The organism is Agarivorans sp. QJM3NY_25 (genome assembly GCF_050870875.2).
Taxonomy (GTDB): domain Bacteria; phylum Pseudomonadota; class Gammaproteobacteria; order Enterobacterales; family Celerinatantimonadaceae; genus Agarivorans.
This window is the reverse complement of the sequence record NZ_CP194041.2, coordinates 1,014,558-1,040,030: the sequence shown is the minus strand read 5'-3', so window position 1 is coordinate 1,040,030 and position 25,473 is coordinate 1,014,558. Positions and strand designations below refer to the sequence as shown.

Sequence of the window (25,473 nt, the reverse complement as noted above, 5' to 3'; positions counted from 1 at the left end):
GCGCTTTGGTTTGTTTAAAGAGCTGTGCGAACCGTCCTTCATTTAGTGAAATCATGTCCTCTATTGGTGCTAAAAAATACAGTTTTTACAATTCACATACATCTGGTTCAGCAGGCAGCGGTGAAGCTCCTCCTACGATTTTCCCATTATGTTCAATAAACCAGTACCCGGCTTTTTTGGAGCAGGTTGAACTGGCTACACAGGACTGGGTTGACGGGTTCAACAACAGACGGCTGCTGAGTTCGATTGGTGATATACCGCCAGCAGAGTACGAAGAAAACTACTATCGACAGTTGCCCGATGCTCGGGCAGCATAACTCAATAAACCTGCCTGCGAATTTGTCGGGGCGATTCACCTTGAGAACAGTCGCAAGCTTTGGTCCGTAAAAAGCATATTACAGATTGACTAAAGAAAGGAACATCGGCTGATTCGTTAGTTGTTTTCTAAGCGCTTTTGGTAAAAGTTTTGTCTACACCTTTCACTAAATAATCGGTATAGCGCCCTATGTCTACAAACCCAAATGACTCGTAAAATGTGGTGCCTAGAATATATAAGTATCGATGATAATATTTGGAATATCGCTGCGCTTAGCTTCGCTCTCAACTTGAGCCAATAGCAGACTAACGATGCGGTGATTTCTCAAAGTAGCAGACAACTAAAGAAACCTGATTTGAATGGAGGTGACACAATAACACCCGTTAAACCAGCAATCACTTCACTCGAGTTATCTCTAATAAATAGGGCAAATGATTGTTCTTCGAATTTTAGGATATGTTTCTGACTAAACTCACCCAAACCTTATAGATACTGACAAAGCAAAGTCAATTTCCAAGACTATCTCCGTACTTTGGTAGACCGCTAAGCAACTATTTTAATATCGTTTGAGTAACATGCATTGCAGCGGCTTGCATGGTTGCCACACAAGCACAAAGCATGACGAACGCTTGAAATTACAACCAAACTTCGGGTATCGGCCACAATCATAGTGGCCTGTTACACCAAACAGCTGTATTAGGCCGTTTCCGCAAGCCGTTCCTTTTGAGGCCCGACCAACAGGCTCACAATCACTGCTGCGAGCGTAGGCAGTAGCCATGCAAATCCTTGGCTAAATCCAGGTAGAATATTAAATGCGTCCATATTCACCCCTGTCGCTTTAATGGCGTCGAGAAGCCCAAACAATGCCGCGACCCCAACCATCAATCTCGCCGTCATTTTGGGACGCTTAAACCAAGTCACCAGCATGTTGAAAGCAATTAAAGCAACCGCCACCGGATAGATCCCAATCAAGATGGGGATCGATACCAGCAATAACTGATTGAGTCCAATATTGGCGACCAAGGCACAACAAGCCACACTCATAATTGCAATATATTTATAAGAGATCTTGGTATTATCACTCAGGTAAGTCGCGAAAGAAGACACCCCACCAATAGCCGTAGTAAAACATGCAAGACTCACCACGGCAGCCAACAACCATTGGCCTTGAGGACCAAATAATACTTTCACGTAGGCAACAATAATTTCACCGCCGTTGTTCGCACCCGGCGCCACTCCCGTCGCGGTAGCCCCTAAGTAAAACAACACCACATAAAACAGAGAGAGCCCTAAAGCAGCAATCAAGCTGGCTTTCACCAAATAGCCAAATTGCTGACGTTGATCAGTCACACCTTTGTTATTTAATGCATCGACCATCAATACCCCAAACATCAAAGCGGCAAGCGCATCCATGGTGTTATAACCATCGATAAAACCTTGACCAAATGGCATTTCGGCAAAGCCCTGCTGGGCTGGCGCTATTTCGGCAAAAGGGTGGCTAAATAGCGTAACGCCAATCACTGCAATACAAATAACCAACAGCGGAGTAATCACTTTACCAACCGAGTCAATTAACCCACCACGACGCAAAATAAAAAATAATGCAGCAATAAAATAAAACAAAGAATAAGCCATCAGCGTTAGCTGGCTAGCATTTTCAACCAGGGGGACAAAACCAAGTTCATAGGCAACCAAACAGGTACGGGGGATCCCGAACATGGGAACCAAGACTAAATAAATCGAGAGCGCGATTAAATTAGCAATTTGACTTGGCAAGTAGCGACCCAACTGCACAATTCCACCACCTGCCTTGGCTATCGCTAACAAACCTAACAAGGGAAGCCCTACAGCTGTCACTAAGAAGCCCAACATCGATAACAGCAAATTATCTCCCGCTAACATGCCGGCCATCGGCGGAAAAATTAAGTTTCCGGCCCCTAAAAAGAAAGCAAAAAGCATTAAGCCTAAACTCATCGTGTTCCATGAGCCAAGTGCTTTGGACATGTGTATCCCCCGTGTTAATCACTGCATCCTCAATTAACCGCGGAGTATATATTACGCAAATAAAACATAAAAGCAGTGAATCAAGCTGAATTAGTGAACTTTGATCTCTGGCAATAACCAAAAACTCTACATGTTTAGGTAGAAATCTCTACAAAGCGATACATATTGTGGACTATAATTTTTATCTTCTTGATAGATAAGAATTTGTTCACTATGAGCCAGAATATGAGCCTGTTTCGACAATAATAACAACATTCGGATCGGTGCCTTATGCGGCAATGAACGAACCATTGCCTTACGCTCAACCAACCAGCCTTTGGTTGCCGCACAAGTCAACCAGCGTGGTGCCTCGGTACAAGGCAAAATTAAGCCAACTCGAGTTTGCACATCAGACAATGACTGGAGCGCGCTAAAAAACTGCTCTGCGCTCAAGTCGCCATCATGCCGAGCTTGCTGACGTTTATGCTCAAACACCTGTCCAGCGGGGAAATAAGGCGGGTTCGATACAATTAACGAATAGGGCTGCGCACAACTAAACTGTTGCATACTCTGATGAAAAACTTGAATCGCTTCTGGCCAAGGACTATGGGCAACATTTTGTCGAGTCTGCTGGCAAGCAGCTGCGTCAATGTCGATAGCATCAATCTGAACATTGCCCAGCATACGTTGCGCCAACATCAAACTGATTAAGCCAGTGCCACATCCTACATCGAGCAGTCGACACTCCGCTGGCAGAGTTAGCCATGCCGCGAGTAAAATCCCATCGGTTCCCACCTTCATCGCGCAGCGATCATGAGCCACATGAAACTGCTTAAAAGTGAAACCCGAACATTGATTATGATTGATCACTTCTTGCTTGCCTTAGTTTGGCGCTATACTATGCCGCGAATGTAAATGACCCGCGCTTTTGGTTCAAGTCGATGGCGCCTCACAAACTGGTAGATTTTCCAATGACCTTTGAAGACCTCGACCTCGACCCACAAATTTTACACGCGGTTGAAGATATGGGCTTAACTAAAGCCACCACAATCCAACAACAAACCATCCCAGCGATGCTAGACGGTCGAGATGTATTAGCCAGTGCCCCCACTGGCACCGGAAAAACCTTGGCATTTTTGCTGCCGGCAATTCAGCATCTGCTGGATTATCCGCGCCGTAAAGCAGGTCCCGGTCGAGTGTTAATTTTAACTCCGACCCGAGAACTCGCAATGCAGGTGGCCGAGCAAGCTCGCCAAGCAACCGCGCATACCAGACTAAGCATCATGGATATTACCGGCGGGGTCAAATATGACGTCCACGCCGAACAGCTCAAGGGCAACATTGATATTGTGATAGCGACTCCTGGCCGTTTAATGGAATACATCACCTACAAAGTATTTGATTGCCAAGCCATTGAAGTCTTGATCCTCGATGAAGCTGATCGCATGTTAGACATGGGTTTCATTAATGACATGGAGACCATCAGCGACGCCACCAGTGAACGTAGCCAAACCGCTTTATTTTCCGCCACCTTAGAAGGTGCCGGGCTGCTACGTTTTGCTGAAAAAGTAATGAGCAATCCTCAGCAGATCGAAGTTGAGCCACCACGCAGAGAACGAGCCAAGATCCAACAGATTGTTCATTTTTGTGATGATGCTGAACACAAATACCAACTATTGCGCCACTACCTATTAAATGAAGACATCGAACGTAGCGTGGTATTTGTAAAAACCCGAGAACGTTTATACGCCTTAGCCGAGCGCCTACAAAGTGATGATATTAAAGCTTCCTATTTACGTGGTGAAATGGCACAAGATAAACGTAATCAAGCAATGCAAGCCTTTCGTGATGGCGAAGTGAAATTCCTGATTGCCACCGATGTTGCAGCACGCGGACTTGATGTCCCTGAAATTAGTCATGTATTTAACTACGACTTGCCACACACCCCAGATGTTTATGTGCACCGAATAGGACGTACAGCGCGTGCAGGCCGCAAAGGGATAGCGATCAACTTAGTCGAGGCGCATGACATGAGCGCCTTAGCCAAGGCCGAACGCTACACCGAAGAGCCGATTAAGCGTCGAGTGATCGAAGGTCTACGCCCCACTCATAAAATATCTGCGGCCCCGGCGAAAAAGAAAAAACCAAAAACCGTTGTCGATAAAAAATTGGCGAAAAAACGCGCTAAAGGGCGCGCAAAAAAACTAGCCAAAAAAGCCAAGTAACCCACGACAACAAAAAAGCCACGCAATGCGTGGCTTTTCATTGTCTCTTCGTTGCTTGTTACTTAGTGATAAACCCGAACTTCAACTCGGCGATTGTCTGCGCGACCAGCTTCAGTTGCATTACTGGCAACTGGTGCCGCAGCCCCTTTACCTTTCTCGATAGTCGTACTGGCGCTTACCCCTGAGGCTCGCAATGCATCGGCAACGTTATTTGCTCGGCGTTGACTCAAAGCCATATTGTAATCGGCATTACCGACACTGTCGGTGTAACCCACGGCATCAATCGTCAGATCGTTAGCCATAATTGTATCGGCGATACAATCCACTTTAGCTTGCTCTGCTTGGCTATACTTATCTTTATTGAAACCAAAAAGAACGTGTTTGAAGCCCATCACTTTATCGCCATCAACCATCACATATTGTTCACAGCCTTCTGGGATCAACACTGCAGCAGCCGCGACCACCGCAACTTGCTCTACAACCACAGCTTCTTCTACAACTGCTTGTTCAACGACGGCCTCTTCAACCGCAGCACAACCGCGTTCATCAACCACAGTACCGGCGGGGGTATCTGGACATTCATCTTGACTATTAATGACACCATCACCATCTTGATCTGGATTGGCGCAGAACATCGCCCCAGTAATAACGCCACCGACAGCGCCAGCACCACCACCAATCAAGGCACCAAGACCGCCACCAATGGCCGGGCAAATAATCCCAGCATCTCCTTTAGGTGCATTCGAACAACCTGACAATGTTGCAATACCCAGCAATGCCATGACCACTACAATCTTATTTTTCATACTATCTCCATATGGACTTTTTCGACTTCTCTGTCGACAACCTTGAGCAAAAATAAGTTAGCTATTACCAAAAACTGCTCTTCATGGCAGTTATATTCAATATTGGCAGGGCTTTTCCAAGATAACAAGTGAATCAATAAAAACGCCGAAACTCTCGCGATACATAAGCCCTAAGTTTAAAGCAAATTAAGCGTGATCACGTAAGAACGTTAAATGGTTAGCATCGGAACTCGCTTCATCAAAATAGTAACCATCAGCATTAAAAGCACAGAGTTGCTCGAGATTATTAGGCTTTTGTTCCAGCAGATAACGGGCCATTAAACCTCGCGCTTTTTTAGCATAAAAACTAATGATCTTGTACTGACCATTTTTCTGATCTTTAAATACAGGGGTCACCACTCGAGCATTCAGTGATTTGAGTTTTACCGCTTTGAAATACTCGTTGGAGGCTAAGTTTAGCAAAACATTATCTGCTTGCTGTTCCAAGGCTAAATTTAACTGTTCAGTAATTAGCTCTCCCCAGAACTGGTATAAGTTACTACCACGCTCATTCGCCAACTTAATCCCCATTTCCAAACGGTAGGCCATCATCAGATCGAGGGGGCGGAGGCAACCATATAGGCCAGATAAGATCCGCAGATGCTGCTGCGCATGATCAAGTTGCGACGCATCTAAACGATAAGCATCTAAACCAGTATAAACATCACCTTTAAAGGCAAAAATTGCCTGCCGAGCGAGGTCTTCCGGTAAATCAGCGGACCACTCGGCAAAGCGTGCCGCATTTAACCCCGCCAACTTATCACTAATTTTCATTAGACTAGCAATCTCCGCAGGACTCAATTGCCGAGCCACCTCAATCAACTTTGCGCTATGCGCTAACATCGCTGGGCGGGTGGCTTTAGTGCAAGGTACTGCTGAACTAAAATCTAAGGTTTTAGCTGGTGAAATAACCGCTAACATAATGCTCCTTTGTCCTAATAATCGACGGTCACACCGTCTAACATTCCGCTGTCTAAGTTATTAGATTTATCACTGCCTTGCAATTTAATCATCAACCTTAAATCATTTGGCGAATCGGCATGCGCAATCGCTTCGGCGTAACCAATTACGCCACTTTCATAGAGATCAAACAGGCTCTGATCGAAGGTCAGCATGCCCTGCTCTCGCGACCGATTCATGAGGTCTTTCAGTTTATGCATATCACCCTTGCGAATAATGTCGGCAGCTAGCGGCGTATTTAACAAGATTTCAAATACGCCACGGCGGCTACTCCCGTCTTTCACCGGAACCAGCTGCTGCGCGACAATCGCTCGCAGGTTAAAAGAAAGATCAAAACACAATTGCCGATGCCGCTCTTCTGGTACTAAATGCATGATTCTATCCAGAGCTTGGTTGGCGTTGTTGGCATGTAAGGTCGCCATACACAGATGACCGGTTTCGGAGAATTGCAGCGCAAATTCCATGGTTTCACGGGTTCGAATTTCACCGATTAAAATAACATCCGGCGCCTGACGCAAAGAGTTCTTCAAGGCCTCTTCAAAAGAAGGGGTATCGATCCCCACTTCACGCTGATTAACAATGCAGCCAGCGTGTTTGTGCATAAATTCCACCGGATCTTCAATGGTTAAAATATGTCCACTTGAATGATGATTGCGGTAATCAATCATACTGGCTTGGGTGGTCGACTTACCCGCACCAGTTGCCCCTACAAATAAGATTAAGCCTCGTTTTGACAAGCCAACTTCCTTCAGAATTGGAGGCAATTGTAGCTGTTCGAAACTGGGGATTTCAGTTTCAATCCGGCGGATCACCATGCTCGGCTGTTCACGCTGGAAAAATGCGCTCACCCGATAACGCCCCAAACCTTGACGAGCAATCGCAAAGTTAGCTTCGAGCTCCTGCAGAAATGCCTGCAGCTGCGACTCACTCCGAATGCTGGACAACATTGCCATTACCTGTTCAGGCTTCACTGGTTGTTCACTGAGCGGCTGTAAACGCCCACTAATCTTGGCGCTAGGAGGAACGCCTACCGATATATATAAATCGGAGGCCTTGCGCTCCGACATCTCTCGCAATAATTGATCAAGTAACATCGAAGCTCCTAAAAGTTATTGGGATCAGCCGCTTTCGCTTTCGCATCGTTATAAGCCACCAAACCTTGATTGACTAATTCTTTTAAATTTTGATCAAGAGTTTGCATTCCATGGGCCATACCGGTTTGGATCACCGAATACATCTGTGCCACCTTGTCTTCACGGATCAAGTTCCGAATCGCTGGAATACCAACCATAATCTCGTGGGCAGCCACTCGCCCACCGCCAAGTTTTTTCAGTAGGGTTTGCGCAATGACCGCCCTTAAAGATTCTGATAACATCGAGCGAACCATGTCTTTTTCTGCTGCAGGGAAGACATCAATCACCCGGTCAATGGTTTTCGCCGCCGAGGTGGTATGCAGCGTACCAAACACCAAATGCCCAGTTTCAGCGGCAGTCAGCGCTAAGCGAATGGTTTCTAAATCCCTTAATTCACCGACTAAAATAATGTCTGGATCTTCACGTAGGGCTGAACGTAAGGCATTAGTGAAACTATGGGTATCTCGATGTACTTCACGTTGGTTAATCAAACAATTTTTATTTTTATGGACAAATTCAATGGGGTCTTCAATGGTTAAAATGTGTTCATGACGCTGCTCATTAATATAATCAATCATCGCCGCCAAGGTGGTTGATTTACCTGAGCCAGTGGGGCCAGTCACCAGCACTAATCCACGCGGGTGTTCAGAAATTTGTCTAAAAATTGCGGGGGCAGCCAGCTGGTCTAAAGTCAGCACCTCTGAGGGAATCGTCCGAAATACCGCCGCCGAGCCTCTACTCTGTTGAAATGCATTCACCCTGAAGCGCGCAATACCGGGAACTTCAAAGGAAAAATCGATTTCCAAGTTTTCCTCATATTCTTTACGCTGCTTATCATTCATGATGTCATAAATTAGACTATGTACCTGTTTATGCTCTAAGGCGGGCAAATTAATCTTTCTGACTTCCCCATCCACTCGAATCATTGGTGGTAATTCCGCAGATAGGTGTAGATCAGACGCGTTATGTTTTACACTAAAGGCTAGTAATTCAGTAACATCCATTTATTCATTTCCCCGATGTTGAGACTATGAGCAGTATTACCCAAGCACTTCAATTTGTTAACCAAGAAATTCAGCAAGCGTTAGCTCAAGCACATCGCCCGCAAAATAGTGTAGCTTTGCTGGCGGTCAGTAAAACCAAACCGCTGAGCGACATTGCTGCAGCCTACCAAGCTGGACAACGCTTATTTGGTGAAAACTATGTCCAAGAAGGCGTCGATAAAATCGTTCAAAGTCGACAACAAACTTGGCTAAAAGATCCGATAGAGTGGCACTTTATTGGCCCCTTACAATCAAATAAGACTCGCTTGGTTGCAGAACACTTCGACTGGATGCAAACCCTAGCGCGAGACAAAATAGCCGAGCGCCTGAATGCACAACGTCCCAACAAAATGGCACCGCTTCAAGTGTGCTTACAAGTTAATATTAGTCAAGAATCGGCAAAATCGGGACTAAGCCTCACGCAAGTGGATGAGTTGGCAGCTTATGTTGCCAGCTTACCCAATTTGACTTTACGAGGCTTAATGGCCATTCCGCAGAAACTCGATAATGATCAGCGACTAGACCAACAATTTAAAGCAATGGCTGAAAAGTTTTCTCAACTACAGCAGCAATATGCTAGTGTCGATACCCTTTCCATGGGCATGAGTGGCGACATGCAAGATGCGATTAACCATGGCAGTACCATGGTACGTATAGGCAGTGCTATATTTGGCCAGCGTGGCTAAACAACAAGGAACAACAACATGACAGTTCGAATTGCGTTTATCGGTGGCGGCAACATGGCCAGTAGTTTAATTGGCGGCCTGATCGCTAATGGCACCGACGCAAGTAATATCACCGCCAGTGACCCAAACCTTGAACAACAGCAGAAGCTGCAACAAGAGTTTGCGATACCAGTGACCGACAATAATGCACAAGCCACCGCCCAAAGTGATGTAATTGTTTTAGCGGTAAAACCACAGCTCATGGCCGTCGTTTGTGAAGATCTGGCCAAACAAAGCGGCGATTTATCCAACAAACTATTTATCTCCATCGCGGCGGGTATCAGTATCGCACGTTTAAAAAACCTACTCGGTGAAAAAACCGCCATTGTAAGAACCATGCCGAATACACCAGCCTTAGTGGGCCGAGGCATGACTGGACTGTATGCTCCTAGCGATGTAAGCGCCCAACAAAGCGCAGCAGCAGAGCAACTGATGCAAGCGGTTGGAGAGACTTGCTGGGTACAACAAGAAGATCAAATTAACCACATTATTGCCGCAGCTGGTAGTGCACCTGCTTATTTTTTCTTGTTCATGGAAGCCATGCAACAACATGCCGAACACTTAGGTTTTAGTCCTGAGCAGGCGCGCCAATTGGTGCAACAATCGGCTTTAGGTAGCGCTGAACTGGTCGCGGCTAATCCAGACCTTGATTTAACGACCCTTCGGGCCAATGTTACATCTAAGGGAGGCACGACTGCCGAAGCCATTCGCGTGTTTGAAGAACAGCAATTACCGCGTATCGTCGGTCAAGCCATGGACGCCGCCATTGCGCGTGGGCGTGAAATGGAAAGTTTGTTTTAATTAATCAGAGGATCTTATGCAAGCGTTTAGTTATTTAATTGAAGTTGTATTCAACCTCTACCTGATGGTGGTATTGCTGCGAGTTTGGCTACAAATGGCTCGTGCTGATTTTTATAACCCATTGAGTCAGTTTATTGTTAAAGCCACCAACCCTATCGTGGTCCCCATCCGTCGAATTATTCCCGGATTTGCTGGTGTTGATTGGGCAGCAGTATTATTGGCAGTATTTGTTGCCGCAGTGAAATGGGCTCTTTTAATGCAAATGTCTGGCGGGATTAGCTGGCCGCAACTGCCACTAATTGCGCTACTCAATACTCTGAAAGAAGCCGGCTATATGATCTTTTGGGTGCTGCTACTCCGCGCGATTTTAAGTTGGGTAAGCCAAGGTCGTAGCCCGGTAGAATATGTACTAGGGCAACTCACAGAACCGATGCTCTCGCCCATTCGCCGGATTATTCCAGCAATCGGCGGACTCGATCTCTCGGTCTTAGTCTTGTTTGTTGCCTTGAACTTTTTAAACTTATTGATTAGTGGTTGGATCCCGCTTTGGAGCCTGCTGTAAATGCCAGCAGTGTCGATGGAAGGCGTAAACCTGCGTTTGCAGGTTTACGTGCAACCCAAAGCGAGTCGCGATGCCATCGTCGGTCTACATGGCGAAGAACTAAAAATCGCCATTACGGCCCCCCCTATCGATGGTAAAGCCAACCAGCACCTGAGTAAATTTATTGCCAAGCAATGCAAGGTGGCGAAGTCGCAAGTAAGCATTATTCGCGGTGATTTGGGCCGACACAAAACCATTGAAGTAACATCGCCACAAATTATTCCTGAAATAATTGCCAACTTAATGTAAGCAATGACCCACATTTTATTTCTATACTAAAACCAAAGTTTTTTAAAAGGTTAGCATCATGCGTAAGTATCTATTGTTTAGCTTTGTCAGTAGCCTGCTACTGTTTGCCTTTCCCAGCCAGGCTGAACAAAAAGTCTTGTTAGGTGACTATGAAGTCCACTATATGGCCCTAAACTCCACTTTTATTCCCGCCGAAGTCGCCAAGGTGTACCAACTGGAACGTAGTCGCTACAAAGGCTTAATTAACATCACAGTGTTAGATGCAAAAGCAAAAGGGAAGCCAGCTCTAGCGGTCAAAATATCGGGAACCGCGCAAAACTTAATTGGCAATCAAAATCAATTAGAATTCCAAGAAGTTCGTGAAGGCGATTCAATCTACTACCTTGCGCAACTGCGTTTTAGCAACGAGGAAACCTTTCGCTTTGAGATCTTGATTGGTGAAGGCCCTAAACAGCAGCGGCTTAAATTCAATCATAAATTTTATGTAGAATAAGCCAATATCGATCAAGCAGGCGATTAGGGCTTTTGGCAAGCAAGCCCTTCGATTACACTTAGGCTCACATCGACACAGACAAAGGTTTCCCATGCAAAAAGTTGTCTTGGCCACCGGTAACCCCGGTAAAGTTGCCGAACTTTCCGAGTTACTCAAACCCTTACAAAAACAAATTGTGGCGCAAAGTGAATTTGCCATTGTGGACGCCGAAGAAACCGGCACCACCTTTGTAGAAAATGCCATTATTAAAGCCCGCCATGCGGCAAAAATCACCGGTTTACCCGCTATTGCCGATGACTCTGGTTTAGCAGTGGATTATCTTAATGGTGCGCCGGGACTATATTCTTCACGTTATGCTGGCAGCAACGCCAGTGATCACGACAACGTACTAAAATTACTCGCAGCACTAAAAGACGTGCCCGAGTCGCAACGCGGTGCAGAGTTTCACTGCGTATTGGTGTATTTACGCCATGCCGATGACCCAGCCCCGCTGATTTGTCATGGTAAATGGCGCGGCCAAATCACCGAGCAGATCCACGGTGAAGGCGGCTTCGGTTATGATCCGGTATTTTGGGTTGCCGAACACCAGTCCACCTCCGCCCAGCTCAGCAAGGCAGAGAAAAACGCCTTAAGTCACCGAGGCCAAGCCCTTAGAGAATTATTAGCACAGCTTAATCATTGCGTATGTTAAGTCTTGCGCCGCCATTAAGTCTGTATGTTCACATCCCTTGGTGTGTTCAAAAATGCCCCTATTGTGACTTCAACTCCCATGGCTTAAAGCAAGACTTACCAGAAGCGGCATACATCAGTGCGCTTCTGGCTGACCTTGAACAAGACTTAGCACGTTTCCCCACACTACAAGGGCGCCCCTTACACAGTATCTTTATTGGTGGCGGCACACCAAGCCTGCTGTCTGCCGAAGCGATTGCGCGCTTGCTGCAGGGAATCAAGCAACATTTGCAGCTTGAGCCCGACACCGAAGTCACCATGGAGGCCAACCCGGGCACCGCCGAAGCAGACCGCTTTAAAGGCTACTTTCAAGCGGGCGTGAATCGTTTGTCGATTGGCGTACAAAGCTTTCAACAAAGCCATTTAAGCAAACTGGGACGGATCCACAGCGGCGAAGAGGCGCTGCGGGCCTTCGAATATGCGCAGCAAGCTGGCTTTAAACGGATCAACCTCGATTTAATGCATGGCCTGCCTAAGCAAAGCCTTGAGCAAGCGATGCAAGATCTACAGCAAGCCTTTGCGCTTGGCCCCAGCCACCTGTCCTGGTATCAACTCACCATTGAAGCCAATACCGCCTTTGCATCACGACCGCCCGCCTTACCCAACGAAGATCTGTTGTGGGATATTTTCGAGCAGGGACAGCAGCAATTAGCTCAGGCTGGCTATGCACAATACGAAGTGTCGGCCTATTGCCGCGATGGAGATCGCTCACAACACAACCTCAACTACTGGCGCTTTGGCGATTACTTAGGTATTGGTTGCGGAGCGCACGGCAAAATCACTGATTTGCAGACTCAGCATTTATTCAGAACCGAGAAGCTAAAACACCCGAAAGGCTACTTAGATCCGCAGCGGGAATTTCTCTATAAACAATGGCCAGTGGCAAACCAAGATTTAGCCTTTGAGTACTTCTTAAATCGGCTGCGCCTGTTTGAAGCCATCCCGAAAAGCGAGTTTGTGAACTTAACAGGCTTAAGTTTAAGCGCGTTGGAAAACGCACTCGACAGTGCCAAGCAACAAACCTTGCTGGAAGAAAATGCCACCAGCTGGCAGGTCACAAAAAAAGGCCGTTTATTTCTAAACGACCTACTGAATTGCTTTACCGATTAAATTAGGCTTTAGGCTTCGCGAGCGAAGATCAAATCCCACACCCCGTGGCCTAAACGATGGCCGCGGTTTTCAAACTTGGTTAAGGGACGCCAATCCGGACGCGGTACATAATCGTTAGTTTCAGAAGTATTGCGATAGCCTGGCGCCGCCTGCATCACTTCTAACATATGCTCGGCGTAATGCTGCCAGTCGGTCGCCATATGAAATACACCGCCAATTTTGAGTTTATTACGCAGCAATTCAACAAATTCTGGCTGAACAATGCGCCGTTTGTGATGACGTGATTTATGCCAAGGGTCGGGAAAGAACAGTTGCACCGTATCGAGGCTGTTGTCTGGAATACTATCGTTTAAAACTTCTACTGCATCGTGTTCAAAGACCCGCAGATTGTCGATCTGCGCATCCACTGCATCGGCCAAACAAGCACCCACCCCAGGGCGATGCACTTCAATGCCAATAAAATTAGTCTCAGGCGCATGCTTCGCCATCTCTACCAAAGAGGCGCCCATACCAAAACCAATTTCGAGTACAGTTTTCGCATCGCGACCAAATACCTGCGCCAGCGAATAGTTTGCGGCCTGATGATCCAGACCCAAGGTTGGCCAAAACTCGGTGAGCGCATTTTCCTGGCGCTTGGTTAAACGACCTTCTCGTTTTACAAAGCTACGAATTTTACGAAGTCGTTTGTCTTCGGCTTGCTCTTGAGGGGCCTCAGGAGCCGGGTTTTGATCTTGCTCACTCATGATAATTCCAGACTAAGAAATTGCAGGGACGTTCTAAATGTAGAACAGGGCTGGCATTATCCAAAGTTCTGGCCTTTGTGCAAGCTTTGCCCATTGAAAAACTCAAGTCGACTGAATTTTGAAAAGGCTAAATCAAGGCACCCAGTGGCATTTATCTAAGGAAGATAAAAGTATACTCAGCTCAGATTTATACCAGTGGCGTGAAAATTTCTAACTAACTGTGTCAAACGCTGGGGATCAATCGCCTTGCAAATTTGCCCCGCGGGTTGTTTAAAGGTTGGTACGTCTTCAGCAGCAACCATCGCATTAATCACCGACTCTTCGATTGCTTCGACACTGGCCAGATAAAAATCATCAAAAACCTCATCGTTTAAACAATGCATGGTGCGCATGGGCCCGGATAATTGCGGCATTTCTTGTTGATTTGCGGTGCTAAAGGCAAGAAAAATATCCCCCGAATTGTTTCCTCCCGGAGAACCATTGCGACCAATGCCAATCGCCGCCCGCTTCGCCATCCGCTTCAGCTGATGCGGTAACATCGGTGCATCGGTTGCCAAAATCACGATAATTGAGCCCTGCTCATGGTTGCTATGGATCCGATCTTCGGTCATCACTTTACCTAATGGCGCACCGAGTACATTAAACCAAGGACGAATGCCATGATTTGCCTGCACTAAAGCGGCTACCGTGTAAGTCTGCCCATCCACTTCGACCAAACGCGACGATGTTCCGGTGCCGCCTTTGAAATCATAGGCAATCATTCCGGTTCCCCCACCAACATTTCCTTCGGCAATTTTTCCAGCCGCGGCATTATTCAAAGCAGCCAGCGCATCCTGTTCGGTAATATGCAGCGCATTAATATCATTCAAAATACCATCAAAGGTTTCGGCGACAACCGGCATTGCCCATAGGTGATGCCCCTGCCACACCGCTTGATACTGCTGAATCATCCACTTCACCGCCGCATGGTGAGTCATCCCCACACCATGCGAATTGGTAATCATAATCGGACCCGTGAAGTAACCTCCATCTTGGATCCAGTGAGTCCCGGTCATTTCACCATTCCCGTTTAAGGCATACATGCCTGCCCATACAGGCCTTGGAGTATGACTTCGCCCATGTGGCAAGATAGCCGTAACCCCGGTGCATGCCGGAGAGAGGGGCTGTTCGTTTCTGATGGTTTGATAACCAACTAAAACGCCTGCAACATCGGTAATCGCATTGTTGGGGCCAGTACGTCCAGGAAAGGGAAGACCTAACTCTCTTGCTCGTCGTTTAGACATCATATTGCCCATACTCTCCTTAATCACTTGAGTTCTTAGATTTGAAATAAATACCGATCGAGGCGATGGCAACAGAAAACAACAGCATCAAAGTAGCAATGGCGTTAATTTCGGGTTTAATTCCGCGACGGATCATACCTAAGATAAATACCGGTAAAGTCGTGGAGTCCACCCCACTAATAAAATAAGTAATCACCAAATCGTCCATCGAAATAATGAAACTAAGCATGGCACCACCAATAACACCCGGTAAGATGAGAGGTAAGGTGATACGGCGAAAAGTTTGCCATTCATTTGCCCCCAGATCGGCAGAGGCCGACTCTATCTTCGGATCCATGCCAGCTAAGCGAGCGCTTACGACCACAAACACATAGCTGCTCAAGAAGGTGCAATGGCCAATAATAATCGTCGTATTACCCAGCGTGAAACCGGCACCAACGAAGAAAATCAGCAACGCAATGCCTAATACAATGTCAGGCATCACCATCGGAACAAATAACAGTAATCGGTAAAAGCCTTGTAATTTAAAACGAAAACGTGAAATGGCGATGGCTGCGCTAGTCCCCAATAGGGTCGCGATCAATGTGGCGCTACAAGCCACTTGTAAACTATTTTTCAGGGCATTCAATAATTGTGCGGTTGAATTCACATAGCTATTTGAATCCGCTAAGTGGGTCTGCGCGCCAAAAATACTGCGATACCAATCAAAGGTAAAGCCGTCCCAAATCATGATATTAATCGGATTTGAGTTAAATGAATAAATCACAATAAGCAGCACGGGGGCATACAAAAATACAAAGAAGAACGTACTATATACAGATAATAAACGGCCTAATGCAGTTTGCTTCTTCATCATCAGTTCCTAAGGTTGCTGTACTTTTTTGGCGGAGACAAACAAATAAAACGACAGAATGGCCAGCATCAAGAAGATAATCACCATCGACAAGGTCGCGCCAAAGGGCCAATTGCGAGCATATAAAAACTGTTGCTCCACCATGTTGCCAATCATCATCACCTTGGCGCCGCCCAATAAGTCAGGCACCACAAAATTACCGAGACTAGGAATAAAGACCAAGATAGAACCTGCGACAATCCCGGGAATGGTCATCGGAAGGACCACTCGTCTAAAGGTGGTAAATGGGGTCGCGCCTAAATCTTGGGATGCTTGCAACAAGCTCATGTCTAGTTTTTCAACACTGGAATAAATCGGTAAAAACATAAATGGAATAAAAATATACACCATGCCAATGATGACCGCGGTGCCTGAAAACATCAGATTTAAGGGCTCAGTAATAATGCCCGCCGCCTGTAAGAACTGATTGGCAAAACCGGAATTACGCAAAATCAGTACCCAGGCATATAACCTAACCACCATACTTGCAAAAAATGGCAAAGTAATAAGGAAGATAAAGAACGACTTCTGTTTTGCCGTTAAAGTAGCGACCCAAAAAGCAACGGGATAACAAATCACCAGGGTGCAAATCACCGTGGCACTCGCGAGCCCAATCGAACGTAATAAGATCTCAAGGTAAACCGAGTCAAACTCTTCATAAACACCATCGGCCCAGCCAAAAACCCGACCGTAATTCCAATGATAAAAATTCCACTCCACGCCCCCATACAGGCCCGGTTCCAAGAAGCTATAGAGCAACATAATACCGAGTGGGATCAGAAAAAATATCCCAAGAAACAAAGTCGTTGGAGCCAGCAAACCAGCTAACATCAGCCGCTGGCGTGCTCGAATAAACACACTCATGGCTTACTCCCAACGGCTGATTCAGGAATGGTATGCACTGCCTTGGGCTGATAATAAAGCACAACTTGATCACCTTGTGCCAAAGGAGTGGCATGTTGGCGCACTAAGGCCGATAACTGAAAGCCATTCGACAAGTGCCCATGCAATTGATAATCGCTGCCAATAAATACCACTTGATCAAGGGTCATGCTTAAACTCGCAAGCTGTTGCGAATCAAGAGGTGGCGTTAGCGACATTTGCTCGGGACGAAGCAATAAGGTCATCGGTTGGCCTAACGATGCCTCACCGTCTGTACTGTGGATTCGCAAGCCACCACAATCAATTTGAATGCCCTGCTGGTCTTGCTCGACGACTTTTCCAGTAAAGATATTACTTTCACTAATGAAGCTCGCCACAAAGTTATTTTTCGGGCGATGGTATATCTCATCTGGCGTACCAACCTGCTGAACCTTGCCACCGTTCAACACCACAATACGGTCAGACATGGTCAAGGCCTCTTCTTGGTCATGGGTGACAAAAATAAAGCAGATCCCTAATTCTGTTTGTAGATTTTTTAATTCAATTTGCATTTTTAAACGCAAGTTTTTATCTAAGGCTGACAAGGGTTCATCTAACAACAGTAACTTAGGACGGTTAATGATGGCTCGAGCTAAGGCGACTCGCTGCTGCTGGCCACCAGACAGTTGTACTGGATTACGTTTTTCGATCCCAGCTAAACCCACCATCTCCAAGGCCTCTGCCACACGTCGGTTACGCTCGGTTTTTGCCACCTTTGCGACATCCAGACCATAACCCACATTGTCTCCCACCGACAGATGAGGAAATAAAGCATAGGACTGAAACACGGTATTCACCGGCCGCTTGTGCGCAGGCTTGCCAATAATCGATTGACCATCCAGCAGAATATCGCCACTGTCGATCTCTTCGAAACCAGCCACTATTTTCAACAAGGTCGTTTTCCCACACCCAGAAGGACCAAGCAAGGTGATAAATTCACTCTGGGCAATAGACAAATCCACTGAATCCAAAGCATGTATCACTCCCCCTTCGGGCGTAATGAACTGACGATGAGCGCGACGAATTCGGACATATTCAGGGACTGGTACCGCAGTAGACATAAACAACCTCAAAAAATAAGAAAAGCGGGCAAGCCCGCATGCTGCAAACGATTAAGAAGAAGTACGGATTTTGGTCCAAGCTCTGTCATACAACTTAATGCCTTTACCTAATTCCTTAAACATTTGTAGTTTGGCTCTCACCGAAGCCGGTGGGTTAATACTCGGATTATTACGTAAATAGTCAGGCAACAATTCAATCGCATCTTTGTTCATCGTGCCGTTGGTTTGCTGCTTGGCATTTAAGGCGGCAATTTCAGGCTGGGTAAAAAATTCTAAGAATTTTTGGGCGTTCGCTTTATTCGGAGCACTTTTAAGCACACACATATTCTCTTGGTATTTGGTCGCACCTTCCTCGGGGATCACATACGCCAGCTCATCAGGATTCTCAAATACATATAACATTGCTCCGACATACCATTGAGCAGCAGCAATATCACCGGATTGCACCATCGGAATGCTGTCATAAGTAAAGGCTGAAATATTACCTTTTTGTTGAATGATATAGTCTTGCGCTACTTTTAAATCATCTCGGTCAGTACTGTTGACACTTTTACCATGAGTGATCAAACCTACACTAATAACTTCGCGCATCTCATCCAACATGGCGATATTTTTACCTTGCTTGGGTAACGCGAAGAAATCATCCCAAGAATTCAGCTCTGGAACCAACTCCTTGTTATAGAGGATCCCCACGGTACCCCAAGCGTAAGGCAAGCAGTATTCTCCTTTGGGGTCAGATTCTGCGGTAAGAAAAGCGCTATCGATATGCTTAAAACCCGAGTACTGATTAATATGAGTTTTTTCAAGTAAATGAAGCTGCGCCATAATGTCTTGCATGTGTACCGAAGGAAACACAATATCGTAGCCCGTCGCACCGGCCTGTAATTTAGCGAGCAACTCTTCATTAGAAGAATAAGTGTCTAACTTCACTTTAATTCCAGTCGATTCAGTAAAGCGGCTGAGCACCTCTGGGTTGATATATTCTCCCCAGTTGTAAAGGTTTAAGGTCTCTTCTGCCGACGCAACTTGGGAATAGCTAAAAGCAGAGCATGCGAGACTTGTCGCAAGCAAAGCCGTTTTCAGCATATGACCTCTTTTTCTAGAAATTGAACAGTTCATGAGCTCACCTTTGTTGATTGAAAAACAGTTAATTTGTTTATAAAAACACCACCCCTTCATTCTATGGTTAGGCATGATTATTTCAATATCAATATATGTTAGATTCGTAACATATTATTTTAATTTAAAAATCAATAGGTTATAAAAACCACTCTCTAGCAAGCACTGTTCAACTGTATATTTATGCACTAACTTGGATATATCGGCCTTGGTTTCGCACAGAGATGATGCAATAAATTGTTAATGACACAGGAGACAATATTTTGAAAAATACTTTTTCTTCAAAACCCGAGTTTATCGCCAACAACACCGCTCAAAAAATACAAGCTTTAATCCCTAAAGCCACCAAGTCAGAAGCGAGAGTTGCACAATTCATTCTATTAAACCTAGACCGAATCAGTTACGAGACTGGGGCTTCCATCGCCGAGAAAGCAGCCGTGAGCCAAATTACCGTGAGTCGTTTTCTAAAGCGGGCTGGCTATCAAGGGATCGCATCCCTCAAAGAAGCCTTGCAAAAAGAAGTGATCCCGATACAAGAAAGTGACAACCAACGCCTACCCGTTGACTCTTTTTACCGAGAAAATTTCAAACATGAGCTGCAAGCAATGATGCGTTTATATGAGCAATTTGAAACCGAACATTGGCAAAGCCTAGTTGCTTGCGTGAGTGCTGCCAGCAAAGTTTATGTTTCCGGGTTTCAATCTATACGCGGCGCAGCGGAAGATTTTAGTCGTCGCTTATCTTTGGCTCGCGACTCGGTGCAATACCTTTCACCTCACGATAGTATGCTGGCAGAATGGCTCGCAGAGGTGCCGCACTCCCAACAAGGCTACCATGCTTTAGTGATTTTAGATGTGGTGCCTTACGCAGCAGAAAGTCGCAAACTCTGTGAAGAAGCTCAAAGAGAAGGGATCCAAATTGTCATCATCACTGATGAGTTTTGCCATTGGGCAGTTGAATATGGAGCCCATATTATTTATTCAAAATCTAAATCTGGGTTATTTTTAGAATCCACTTGGGGAATAGTGCTCACCACCAATATGCTGGTAGATGCGGTTGCTAAGCGCTCCCCCAATAGTGAACAGCGGATCAAACGCTGGCAGGAAATCGCCAAACGTTTAGATTTTTTTTAGCCGATTGAGTGTGCGCTTGAGCACGACCTCACCCTAGAGCCCCATTAACGGCCTTCCTCAGAGCAACACAAACAACTGTTGCTGAAGATGCGGCCCGACTGGCTTAAACACAAACCTAAGACTCATCGGAGCATCAAGCACATCATATCTCTAATCTCATCCCGCGAGAGTCGGAGCTGTCCAGGCGCAAGCACTTCCACAATTTGGACAAACCTTCCGCTGACGAGCATAGACGAACAAGACAATGCTCGCAGCGAGGTCTGAATTCTAAGATATCCACTCCTTTCATTTTCGAACACGCGCTCTTAATTAAACAAAGCGCTGGTCGGAACGCTTATTAACAATCTCTTGCTCACTAGCTTGCAGCCAACCCGAGCGGCTCTGTGCTACCGCATCAAACTTGGCAATATAGGGTTTAATATCCAATAAGGGCGTGCCATCGAGGATATCGATACCCTGTACATAGATCCGATTGCCCACCACCTGACTCACCTCAAGCACCGACATACCAATGTGATTAGGTCGTAGCGGTGAGCGAGTAGAAAACACCCCGCGGGGCTGAGTATCCATGAAAGGCGTCACCCGCAACTCGGTGCGAATGGCTTTGTGAAAGTGATAAATCAGGTAAATATGCGAGAATCCTTCCAGATCGGCCAGCCCCTCGGCATATTGCGGGTCTAACACGATCTCACCTTTAACCTCACTCGCCCCCTTGGGTTGGATCGGCATATCTTCTAAACACTGGTAGGGAGAATGGATCACCCCGATGGATTGGATCTGCGGCATCAGCTGACTTCCTTTTATTCGCTAATAACTTGATAAACAATAACCATACGCTCAAGCAAGCACTTGTTCCAGCACGCCCGCCAATTGAAGCGAGGCGACATTGGCCCCGCTCTGAAAGCGATCGCTCAAGAACCCTCAGCCCCGTTTATATTAATTGCTCCTCGACCAGCAAATGCCCCCGTTGAACAAAGCCGGGATTGAAGGCTCATTTTCTCAAGCCAACAATCAATCCTGCTAAACATCAGTCACGAATAGCCTAAGCGCTTACTATCGACCGCCATTCAAGCATCCGCAAGACTGGACCAGCACATTATTTTTTGGTTTCAAGCATAAGAAAATTAAAGTATTTTTGTGCATTTATGCAGGCTGGTGTTGTAAGATTTGTCGTTCGCATATCCCATCCTGAGTGGCGCTTGATGGGCTTTGTTGCCAGCGATATGAAACAACCAGACTTGTGGCGTTAACTTTTTTGGAGGAAGGATGGACCGTCTATTAATTTCGGCAGCCAGTTTATACCAACGACTCGCTGATGATGATCTGAGGATTATCGATGTCAGCATGAAATCCGTGGTTGGGAAAGAAGCTATCGTTTATGAGACATTATCAGTCATTCCCAACAGTTACTATGTGGATTTGTCTAACGAGCTAGTCGACCATTCAAGTCCGCAGATCCACGCATTTCCATCATCCACGCAAGTATCGAAGCTGATGGAGAGTCTTGGGATCACCGCCAACACCACCATCGTAGTATATGATAACCAAGGGATCTACTCGTCGCCAAGGGCATGGTGGATCCTCAAGTCTTTTGGCCTCGCGAAGGTCTATATACTAGACGGTGGTCTCCCTGAATGGCTGAAACAAAACTACCCAAGCGCCACGGAATACCGCACGAAGGCTCACTCAGGAAGCTATCCCCCATTAAATTTTTCGACTGATGCTCTGGTTTTCAAGCAACAAGTCCTTGCTAATCTTACTCGCCAAGACTTTAGTGTGATTGATGTTCGCGCTTCTGGGCGATTTACTGGTACAGCGCAAGAACCAAGACCAGGCGTTCGAAGCGGACATATTCCCAAGTCGCTCAATCTGCCTTTCGAGCAAACCCTTGATGAGCATAAGTACAAAAGTTCAAGCGAGCTACAAGCCTTGTTCTCTGCAGTAATACAAGATGCTTCAAAGCCACTGGTGTTCTCTTGTGGCTCCGGCATTACCGCTTGTATTGGCTTAGTTGCAGCCTTATTAGCGAACTACACGCAGGTGGCACTTTATGATGGCTCTTGGTCTGAATGGGGAAGTGATCATGCTCTGCCGATAGAGCCAAGCCAACCGTAGCGCCTGTGAATAAGCAAACAAGCTGGAGCGGCGCGACTATTTTGGCTTAGTTTTTCAATCTTGGCGAAGGTCTTCAATGATTAAAAAACGTTCAAGAAAGGTCTTGGCGTTCATCGGTAATCCCTCAGGCAACGAACAGTAAGATCACCATTGCGCCTCAAATGGCTGAGCAGCAATGCTGCAAAGTTGGTGACGCATAAGTATGGCCAAACATACCGCGAGTTCGATTAACAGCTCATAGATATATAAAAGGGGGCCTATCGATGCCCCCTTTCAGCGCGATATCCGCATAAACAGCACAATGCTTCGCTCAACGCAGCTTACTTATATTTAAAACGATTCACCTGTTGTACCATTTGAACGCTCACCTCAAGCAAGTCTTCGGTGGCTTGTTGTAACTGCTTACTGTCCTGACTCAACGACGCCGTACCTTGGCTCAACGATTCCACATCCTTGGTGACCGCATTGGTCACATTGGCTTGCTCCTCACTGGCGCTGGCTATCATGTTCACCATGTCATTCACCGAACTCATTTCTTGCTTAATCTGAACCAAAGACTCACCCGTGCCCTGCGCCGACTTGATGGTTTCGCTCACCATCACCTTGCCCGCTCGCGTGGCTTGATAAGAAGTTTCGGCCTGAGTTTGCAGATTACCGATAATTTGTTCAATTTCAGTGGTTGATTGGTGGGTTTTTCTGGCAAGCGCCCTTACTTCATCGGCCACCACGGCAAAACCACGTCCCAACTCCCCTGCCCGTGCGGCCTCAATGGCCGCATTCAAGGCCAAGAGGTTGGTTTGTTCGGCAATGCCTTTAATCACATCTAATACACTACCAATATTATCACTCACTTGTTTCAGGTTACTTACATCTTCAGCAGTCTTATCTAAGTTATCAACCAGCGCTGTTACCTGAGCAATATTATCATCAATGGCCCGATGTCCTTCGATGGAAAGTTGATACGCCTGCTGCGTTTTACTGGCAGTATTTGCGGCATTCCCGGCAATGTCTTTGGTGGCAATTCCCAGTTGCTGAAGATTGCCCAAAGAGGTGCTGGTGAGCTCAGTCTGCTCGATGGTATTGGCGGTGCTTTTATCATTAATCATCCGCACATTTTCGGATACCAGCTCTAAGTGACTGGCTGCATCCGCCATATCCTGCACAATGTGTTGCACGGTTTGAATAAAACTATTAAAACTGCGACTTAGCTGGCCAATTTCATCATCACTCTGGAGTGGGATCCGGGCGGTTAAATCGCCATCACCTTCGGCAATTCCGGCCAGCATGATATTTACATCCGCTAAGGGACGGATCACTAACTGACGCAGCGATACGATCATTAATATTAGAATTAGAGCCGCCATGACAACGATGGTGAGAATCTCTTGATGTAATTTCTGGATTAAGGCGGAGTCCATGACTTGACGCGTCACTGCAACTTCAATTTGACCGGTGGCTTTGCCGTCCCACGCCATCGGTATGATTAAATTATCATCAACACTGGCTTGACGAGTCACACTTTTCGCCATCAACTTACCACGTTGATCGCTGACTTTAATGCCGACAATCATTGAATCATCACTGAAAGAATTAATAATCGCTTGAATGACATCCAAGTCATAAACAAATATCGGTTCATTTAGAATAATACTCATTTGTTTGCTTAGGGCTTGTTTTTGATGCTCGTATTGCTGAGTCAGGCTGGCATTGCTATTCCAGTACAACACGCCCACAACCAGCAGGCCCACAATCAGGATAGTCGCAACAAGTAAACTAGAGAGTTTAGCGGTAATAGTTTTCATAAATTAATTTCCAACAACGGGGTCAAACCAAAACTCTTGGGGGATGGCTCGCACTTTTTCAGTTAAGTAAGGGTTGTCTAAATCAAAGATACGGCGTTGCGCCAACTGACCTTGCTGCAAAGCATTTTTCACGTCTGGGTGATTGAGAAATAAGGCCTGATAGCTGCCGTCTTCAAACATCTGCTGTAAAATGCCGTATAAGTGCTCCGCTAAATGCTGATTGTCTTTTTTTACAAAGAACAACAGTGGCATTTTATAACGCAGCATCACATAGGGATCGACAGTTAAATTATACTGAGCTTCCCGTTGCAGCTCTCCCCAAGGTTCAAAAATTCCCCGAGGAAAATAATCACAGCGTTCCGCTTCGACCATCGCAAAGATATTCGGATAACCCAAACTTTTGGCCACCTTCACCCCATTTGCTTCCAAAATGGCGGTGTCGGCCCATAGCTTACCCTGGCACGGAATATACTCCCGCATCTCATCCCAACTGTTAACCTGACTAAAGCGCTGGCGATTTTGCTGTTTAATAATCCCTAGGCGCATCCCGATGATGCCGCGGAAAATAGGGAAATAAATCGCAGTTAATTCCTGCTCTCGCTCAGCAGAGGTGGCCGTCCATATTAAATCTAATCCCCCATCATTCAGATCGGCCACTGCCTTGGTAATGACGACATCGCCGACAGCCCCGTAAGGGTAGGCAACGCTGTCGTAAAGCTCACTCCGCTTGACGATTTCTTGAGCCAATACCGCAGGAAAGATATTGCCCGCTGATGTATCGGGAATTCTCAGTGGTTTTGCAAAGCTCGCCAGAGAGATAAAACAAAGGAAATAGATTGTTTTCAGCATAGAACCTCAATACGTTTATTTTAATTACCCACCGTAAAACAAAGGGTTTAAGACCCGAAGAAAAACTTGCCCGAACCAGGCCACGATATTATTTCACTGAATATGAAACAAGATAAAAAAGATATTAATTATAATTTTTGTGACCCTGAATTTAATAAATAATACCTATATTCAAGAATACAAAAAAGAACATTATTTCATTATCAAGTAAAGAGACACATTAAGATAAAAACATGTTAAATATAGATAAATAGTTGAGATGAATTCAAAACTTGCGCTTTAAGTTATTACTCTTAAACCAAAACATTTTAAACTAGAATTTAAATCAACCCTAAATAAAAA

The 25,473-nt window shown here is 46.0% G+C and carries 25 protein-coding genes and 1 pseudogene; 11 read left to right on the top strand and 15 right to left on the bottom strand.

From position 1 onward, the window contains the following. Positions 1 to 179: 179 nt before the first annotated feature. A pseudogene (locus tag ACRRSW_RS04795) lies at positions 180 to 317 on the top strand (IS3 family transposase); the annotation flags it as partial. 695 nt (positions 318 to 1,012) lie between these two features. On the opposite strand, the gene brnQ reads toward ACRRSW_RS04795, so the two are convergent. Continuing rightward, on the bottom strand, positions 1,013 to 2,320 hold the full coding sequence (gene brnQ, locus ACRRSW_RS04790; RefSeq protein WP_432461033.1) for a branched-chain amino acid transport system II carrier protein: 1,308 nt from the start codon (positions 2,318 to 2,320) through the stop codon (positions 1,013 to 1,015). A 126-nt stretch (positions 2,321 to 2,446) separates the two neighbouring features. Continuing rightward, positions 2,447 to 3,169 carry a tRNA1(Val) (adenine(37)-N6)-methyltransferase gene (locus ACRRSW_RS04785; RefSeq protein ID WP_432461032.1) on the bottom strand — a complete coding sequence of 241 codons (723 nt, stop codon included), beginning with the start codon at positions 3,167 to 3,169 and terminating at the stop codon, positions 2,447 to 2,449. Between the two features lie 101 nt (positions 3,170 to 3,270). On the opposite strand from ACRRSW_RS04785, the gene srmB reads away from it, so the two are divergent. Next, complete coding sequence (srmB, locus tag ACRRSW_RS04780) at positions 3,271 to 4,524, top strand: ATP-dependent RNA helicase SrmB (RefSeq protein WP_432456097.1); 1,254 nt, start codon at positions 3,271 to 3,273, stop codon at positions 4,522 to 4,524. A 62-nt stretch (positions 4,525 to 4,586) separates the two neighbouring features. Here the strand turns inward: srmB and ACRRSW_RS04775 are convergent, their stop codons facing one another. From ACRRSW_RS04775 to ACRRSW_RS04760, 4 genes are all read right to left on the bottom strand, one after another. Next, positions 4,587 to 5,330, bottom strand: coding sequence for an OmpA family protein (locus ACRRSW_RS04775; protein WP_432461031.1), 744 nt, complete (start codon positions 5,328 to 5,330; stop codon positions 4,587 to 4,589). A 186-nt stretch (positions 5,331 to 5,516) separates the two neighbouring features. Then, the gene (gene yaaA / locus ACRRSW_RS04770) at positions 5,517 to 6,290 is read right to left on the bottom strand and encodes a peroxide stress protein YaaA (RefSeq protein WP_432454344.1); all 774 of its coding nucleotides are present in this window, start codon (positions 6,288 to 6,290) and stop codon (positions 5,517 to 5,519) included. Positions 6,291 to 6,304: 14 nt separating this feature from the next. Further along, entirely contained in the window at positions 6,305 to 7,423 is a 1,119-nt protein-coding gene (locus ACRRSW_RS04765) for a PilT/PilU family type 4a pilus ATPase (protein ID WP_432454345.1), read from the bottom strand. Between the two features lie 8 nt (positions 7,424 to 7,431). Further along, a complete protein-coding gene (locus tag ACRRSW_RS04760; protein ID WP_432454346.1) occupies positions 7,432 to 8,466 on the bottom strand; it encodes a type IV pilus twitching motility protein PilT in 1,035 nt (344 codons plus the stop codon). 26 nt (positions 8,467 to 8,492) lie between these two features. Here ACRRSW_RS04760 and ACRRSW_RS04755 point away from each other — a divergent pair, with 26 nt between their 5' ends. The 7 genes from ACRRSW_RS04755 (at position 8,493) to hemW (ending at position 13,213) form a co-directional block, all read left to right on the top strand. After that, a complete protein-coding gene (locus tag ACRRSW_RS04755) occupies positions 8,493 to 9,191 on the top strand; it encodes a YggS family pyridoxal phosphate-dependent enzyme (RefSeq protein ID WP_432461030.1) in 699 nt (232 codons plus the stop codon). Between the two features lie 18 nt (positions 9,192 to 9,209). Continuing rightward, on the top strand, positions 9,210 to 10,031 hold the full coding sequence (gene proC / locus ACRRSW_RS04750; protein WP_432461029.1) for a pyrroline-5-carboxylate reductase: 822 nt from the start codon (positions 9,210 to 9,212) through the stop codon (positions 10,029 to 10,031). A 16-nt stretch (positions 10,032 to 10,047) separates the two neighbouring features. Next, on the top strand, positions 10,048 to 10,593 hold the full coding sequence (locus ACRRSW_RS04745) for a YggT family protein (RefSeq protein WP_432454351.1): 546 nt from the start codon (positions 10,048 to 10,050) through the stop codon (positions 10,591 to 10,593). After that, the gene (gene yggU / locus ACRRSW_RS04740) at positions 10,594 to 10,881 is read left to right on the top strand and encodes a DUF167 family protein YggU (RefSeq protein ID WP_432454352.1); all 288 of its coding nucleotides are present in this window, start codon (positions 10,594 to 10,596) and stop codon (positions 10,879 to 10,881) included. Between the two features lie 58 nt (positions 10,882 to 10,939). Next, positions 10,940 to 11,374, top strand: coding sequence for a DUF4426 domain-containing protein (locus tag ACRRSW_RS04735; RefSeq protein WP_432461028.1), 435 nt, complete (start codon positions 10,940 to 10,942; stop codon positions 11,372 to 11,374). Positions 11,375 to 11,465: 91 nt separating this feature from the next. Further along, entirely contained in the window at positions 11,466 to 12,065 is a 600-nt protein-coding gene (gene rdgB / locus ACRRSW_RS04730; protein ID WP_432454355.1) for an RdgB/HAM1 family non-canonical purine NTP pyrophosphatase, read from the top strand. Beyond that, complete coding sequence (gene hemW / locus ACRRSW_RS04725; protein ID WP_432461027.1) at positions 12,059 to 13,213, top strand: radical SAM family heme chaperone HemW; 1,155 nt, start codon at positions 12,059 to 12,061, stop codon at positions 13,211 to 13,213. Before rdgB ends, hemW begins: the two co-directional genes overlap by 7 nt. A gap of 8 nt (positions 13,214 to 13,221) precedes the next feature. Here hemW and trmB read toward each other — a convergent pair whose 3' ends face one another. The 6 genes from trmB to ACRRSW_RS04695 form a co-directional block, all read right to left on the bottom strand. Continuing rightward, complete coding sequence (trmB, locus tag ACRRSW_RS04720; RefSeq protein WP_432454358.1) at positions 13,222 to 13,956, bottom strand: tRNA (guanosine(46)-N7)-methyltransferase TrmB; 735 nt, start codon at positions 13,954 to 13,956, stop codon at positions 13,222 to 13,224. Positions 13,957 to 14,132: 176 nt separating this feature from the next. Beyond that, entirely contained in the window at positions 14,133 to 15,242 is a 1,110-nt protein-coding gene (locus ACRRSW_RS04715; protein WP_432461026.1) for a P1 family peptidase, read from the bottom strand. Between the two features lie 16 nt (positions 15,243 to 15,258). Beyond that, a complete protein-coding gene (locus ACRRSW_RS04710) occupies positions 15,259 to 16,095 on the bottom strand; it encodes an ABC transporter permease (protein ID WP_432461025.1) in 837 nt (278 codons plus the stop codon). Between the two features lie 6 nt (positions 16,096 to 16,101). Next, positions 16,102 to 16,995 (bottom strand): ABC transporter permease, encoded by an 894-nt coding sequence (locus tag ACRRSW_RS04705; RefSeq protein ID WP_432454361.1) that lies wholly within the window; start codon positions 16,993 to 16,995, stop codon positions 16,102 to 16,104. Continuing rightward, on the bottom strand, positions 16,992 to 18,113 hold the full coding sequence (locus ACRRSW_RS04700) for an ABC transporter ATP-binding protein (protein ID WP_432461024.1): 1,122 nt from the start codon (positions 18,111 to 18,113) through the stop codon (positions 16,992 to 16,994). The genes ACRRSW_RS04705 and ACRRSW_RS04700 overlap by 4 nt, the downstream gene beginning before the upstream one ends. Before the next feature lie 51 nt (positions 18,114 to 18,164). Beyond that, positions 18,165 to 19,232, bottom strand: coding sequence for a polyamine ABC transporter substrate-binding protein (locus ACRRSW_RS04695; protein ID WP_432461023.1), 1,068 nt, complete (start codon positions 19,230 to 19,232; stop codon positions 18,165 to 18,167). Positions 19,233 to 19,495: 263 nt separating this feature from the next. Between ACRRSW_RS04695 and ACRRSW_RS04690 the strand changes: the two genes are divergently transcribed. Further along, a complete protein-coding gene (locus ACRRSW_RS04690) occupies positions 19,496 to 20,365 on the top strand; it encodes a MurR/RpiR family transcriptional regulator (protein WP_432454364.1) in 870 nt (289 codons plus the stop codon). A 309-nt stretch (positions 20,366 to 20,674) separates the two neighbouring features. Here the strand turns inward: ACRRSW_RS04690 and tsaA are convergent, their stop codons facing one another. After that, positions 20,675 to 21,151 (bottom strand): tRNA (N6-threonylcarbamoyladenosine(37)-N6)-methyltransferase TrmO, encoded by a 477-nt coding sequence (gene tsaA, locus ACRRSW_RS04685; protein WP_432454365.1) that lies wholly within the window; start codon positions 21,149 to 21,151, stop codon positions 20,675 to 20,677. A gap of 480 nt (positions 21,152 to 21,631) precedes the next feature. Between tsaA and ACRRSW_RS04680 the strand changes: the two genes are divergently transcribed. Next, positions 21,632 to 22,480, top strand: a complete 849-nt coding sequence (locus ACRRSW_RS04680) for a sulfurtransferase (RefSeq protein WP_432461022.1) — start codon at positions 21,632 to 21,634, stop codon at positions 22,478 to 22,480. Positions 22,481 to 22,800: 320 nt separating this feature from the next. Here the strand turns inward: ACRRSW_RS04680 and ACRRSW_RS04675 are convergent, their stop codons facing one another. Then, positions 22,801 to 24,282 carry a methyl-accepting chemotaxis protein gene (locus ACRRSW_RS04675; protein ID WP_432454367.1) on the bottom strand — a complete coding sequence of 494 codons (1,482 nt, stop codon included), beginning with the start codon at positions 24,280 to 24,282 and terminating at the stop codon, positions 22,801 to 22,803. 3 nt (positions 24,283 to 24,285) lie between these two features. Continuing rightward, entirely contained in the window at positions 24,286 to 25,131 is an 846-nt protein-coding gene (locus tag ACRRSW_RS04670) for a hypothetical protein (RefSeq protein WP_432454368.1), read from the bottom strand. Between the last annotated feature and the right edge of the window lie 342 nt (positions 25,132 to 25,473).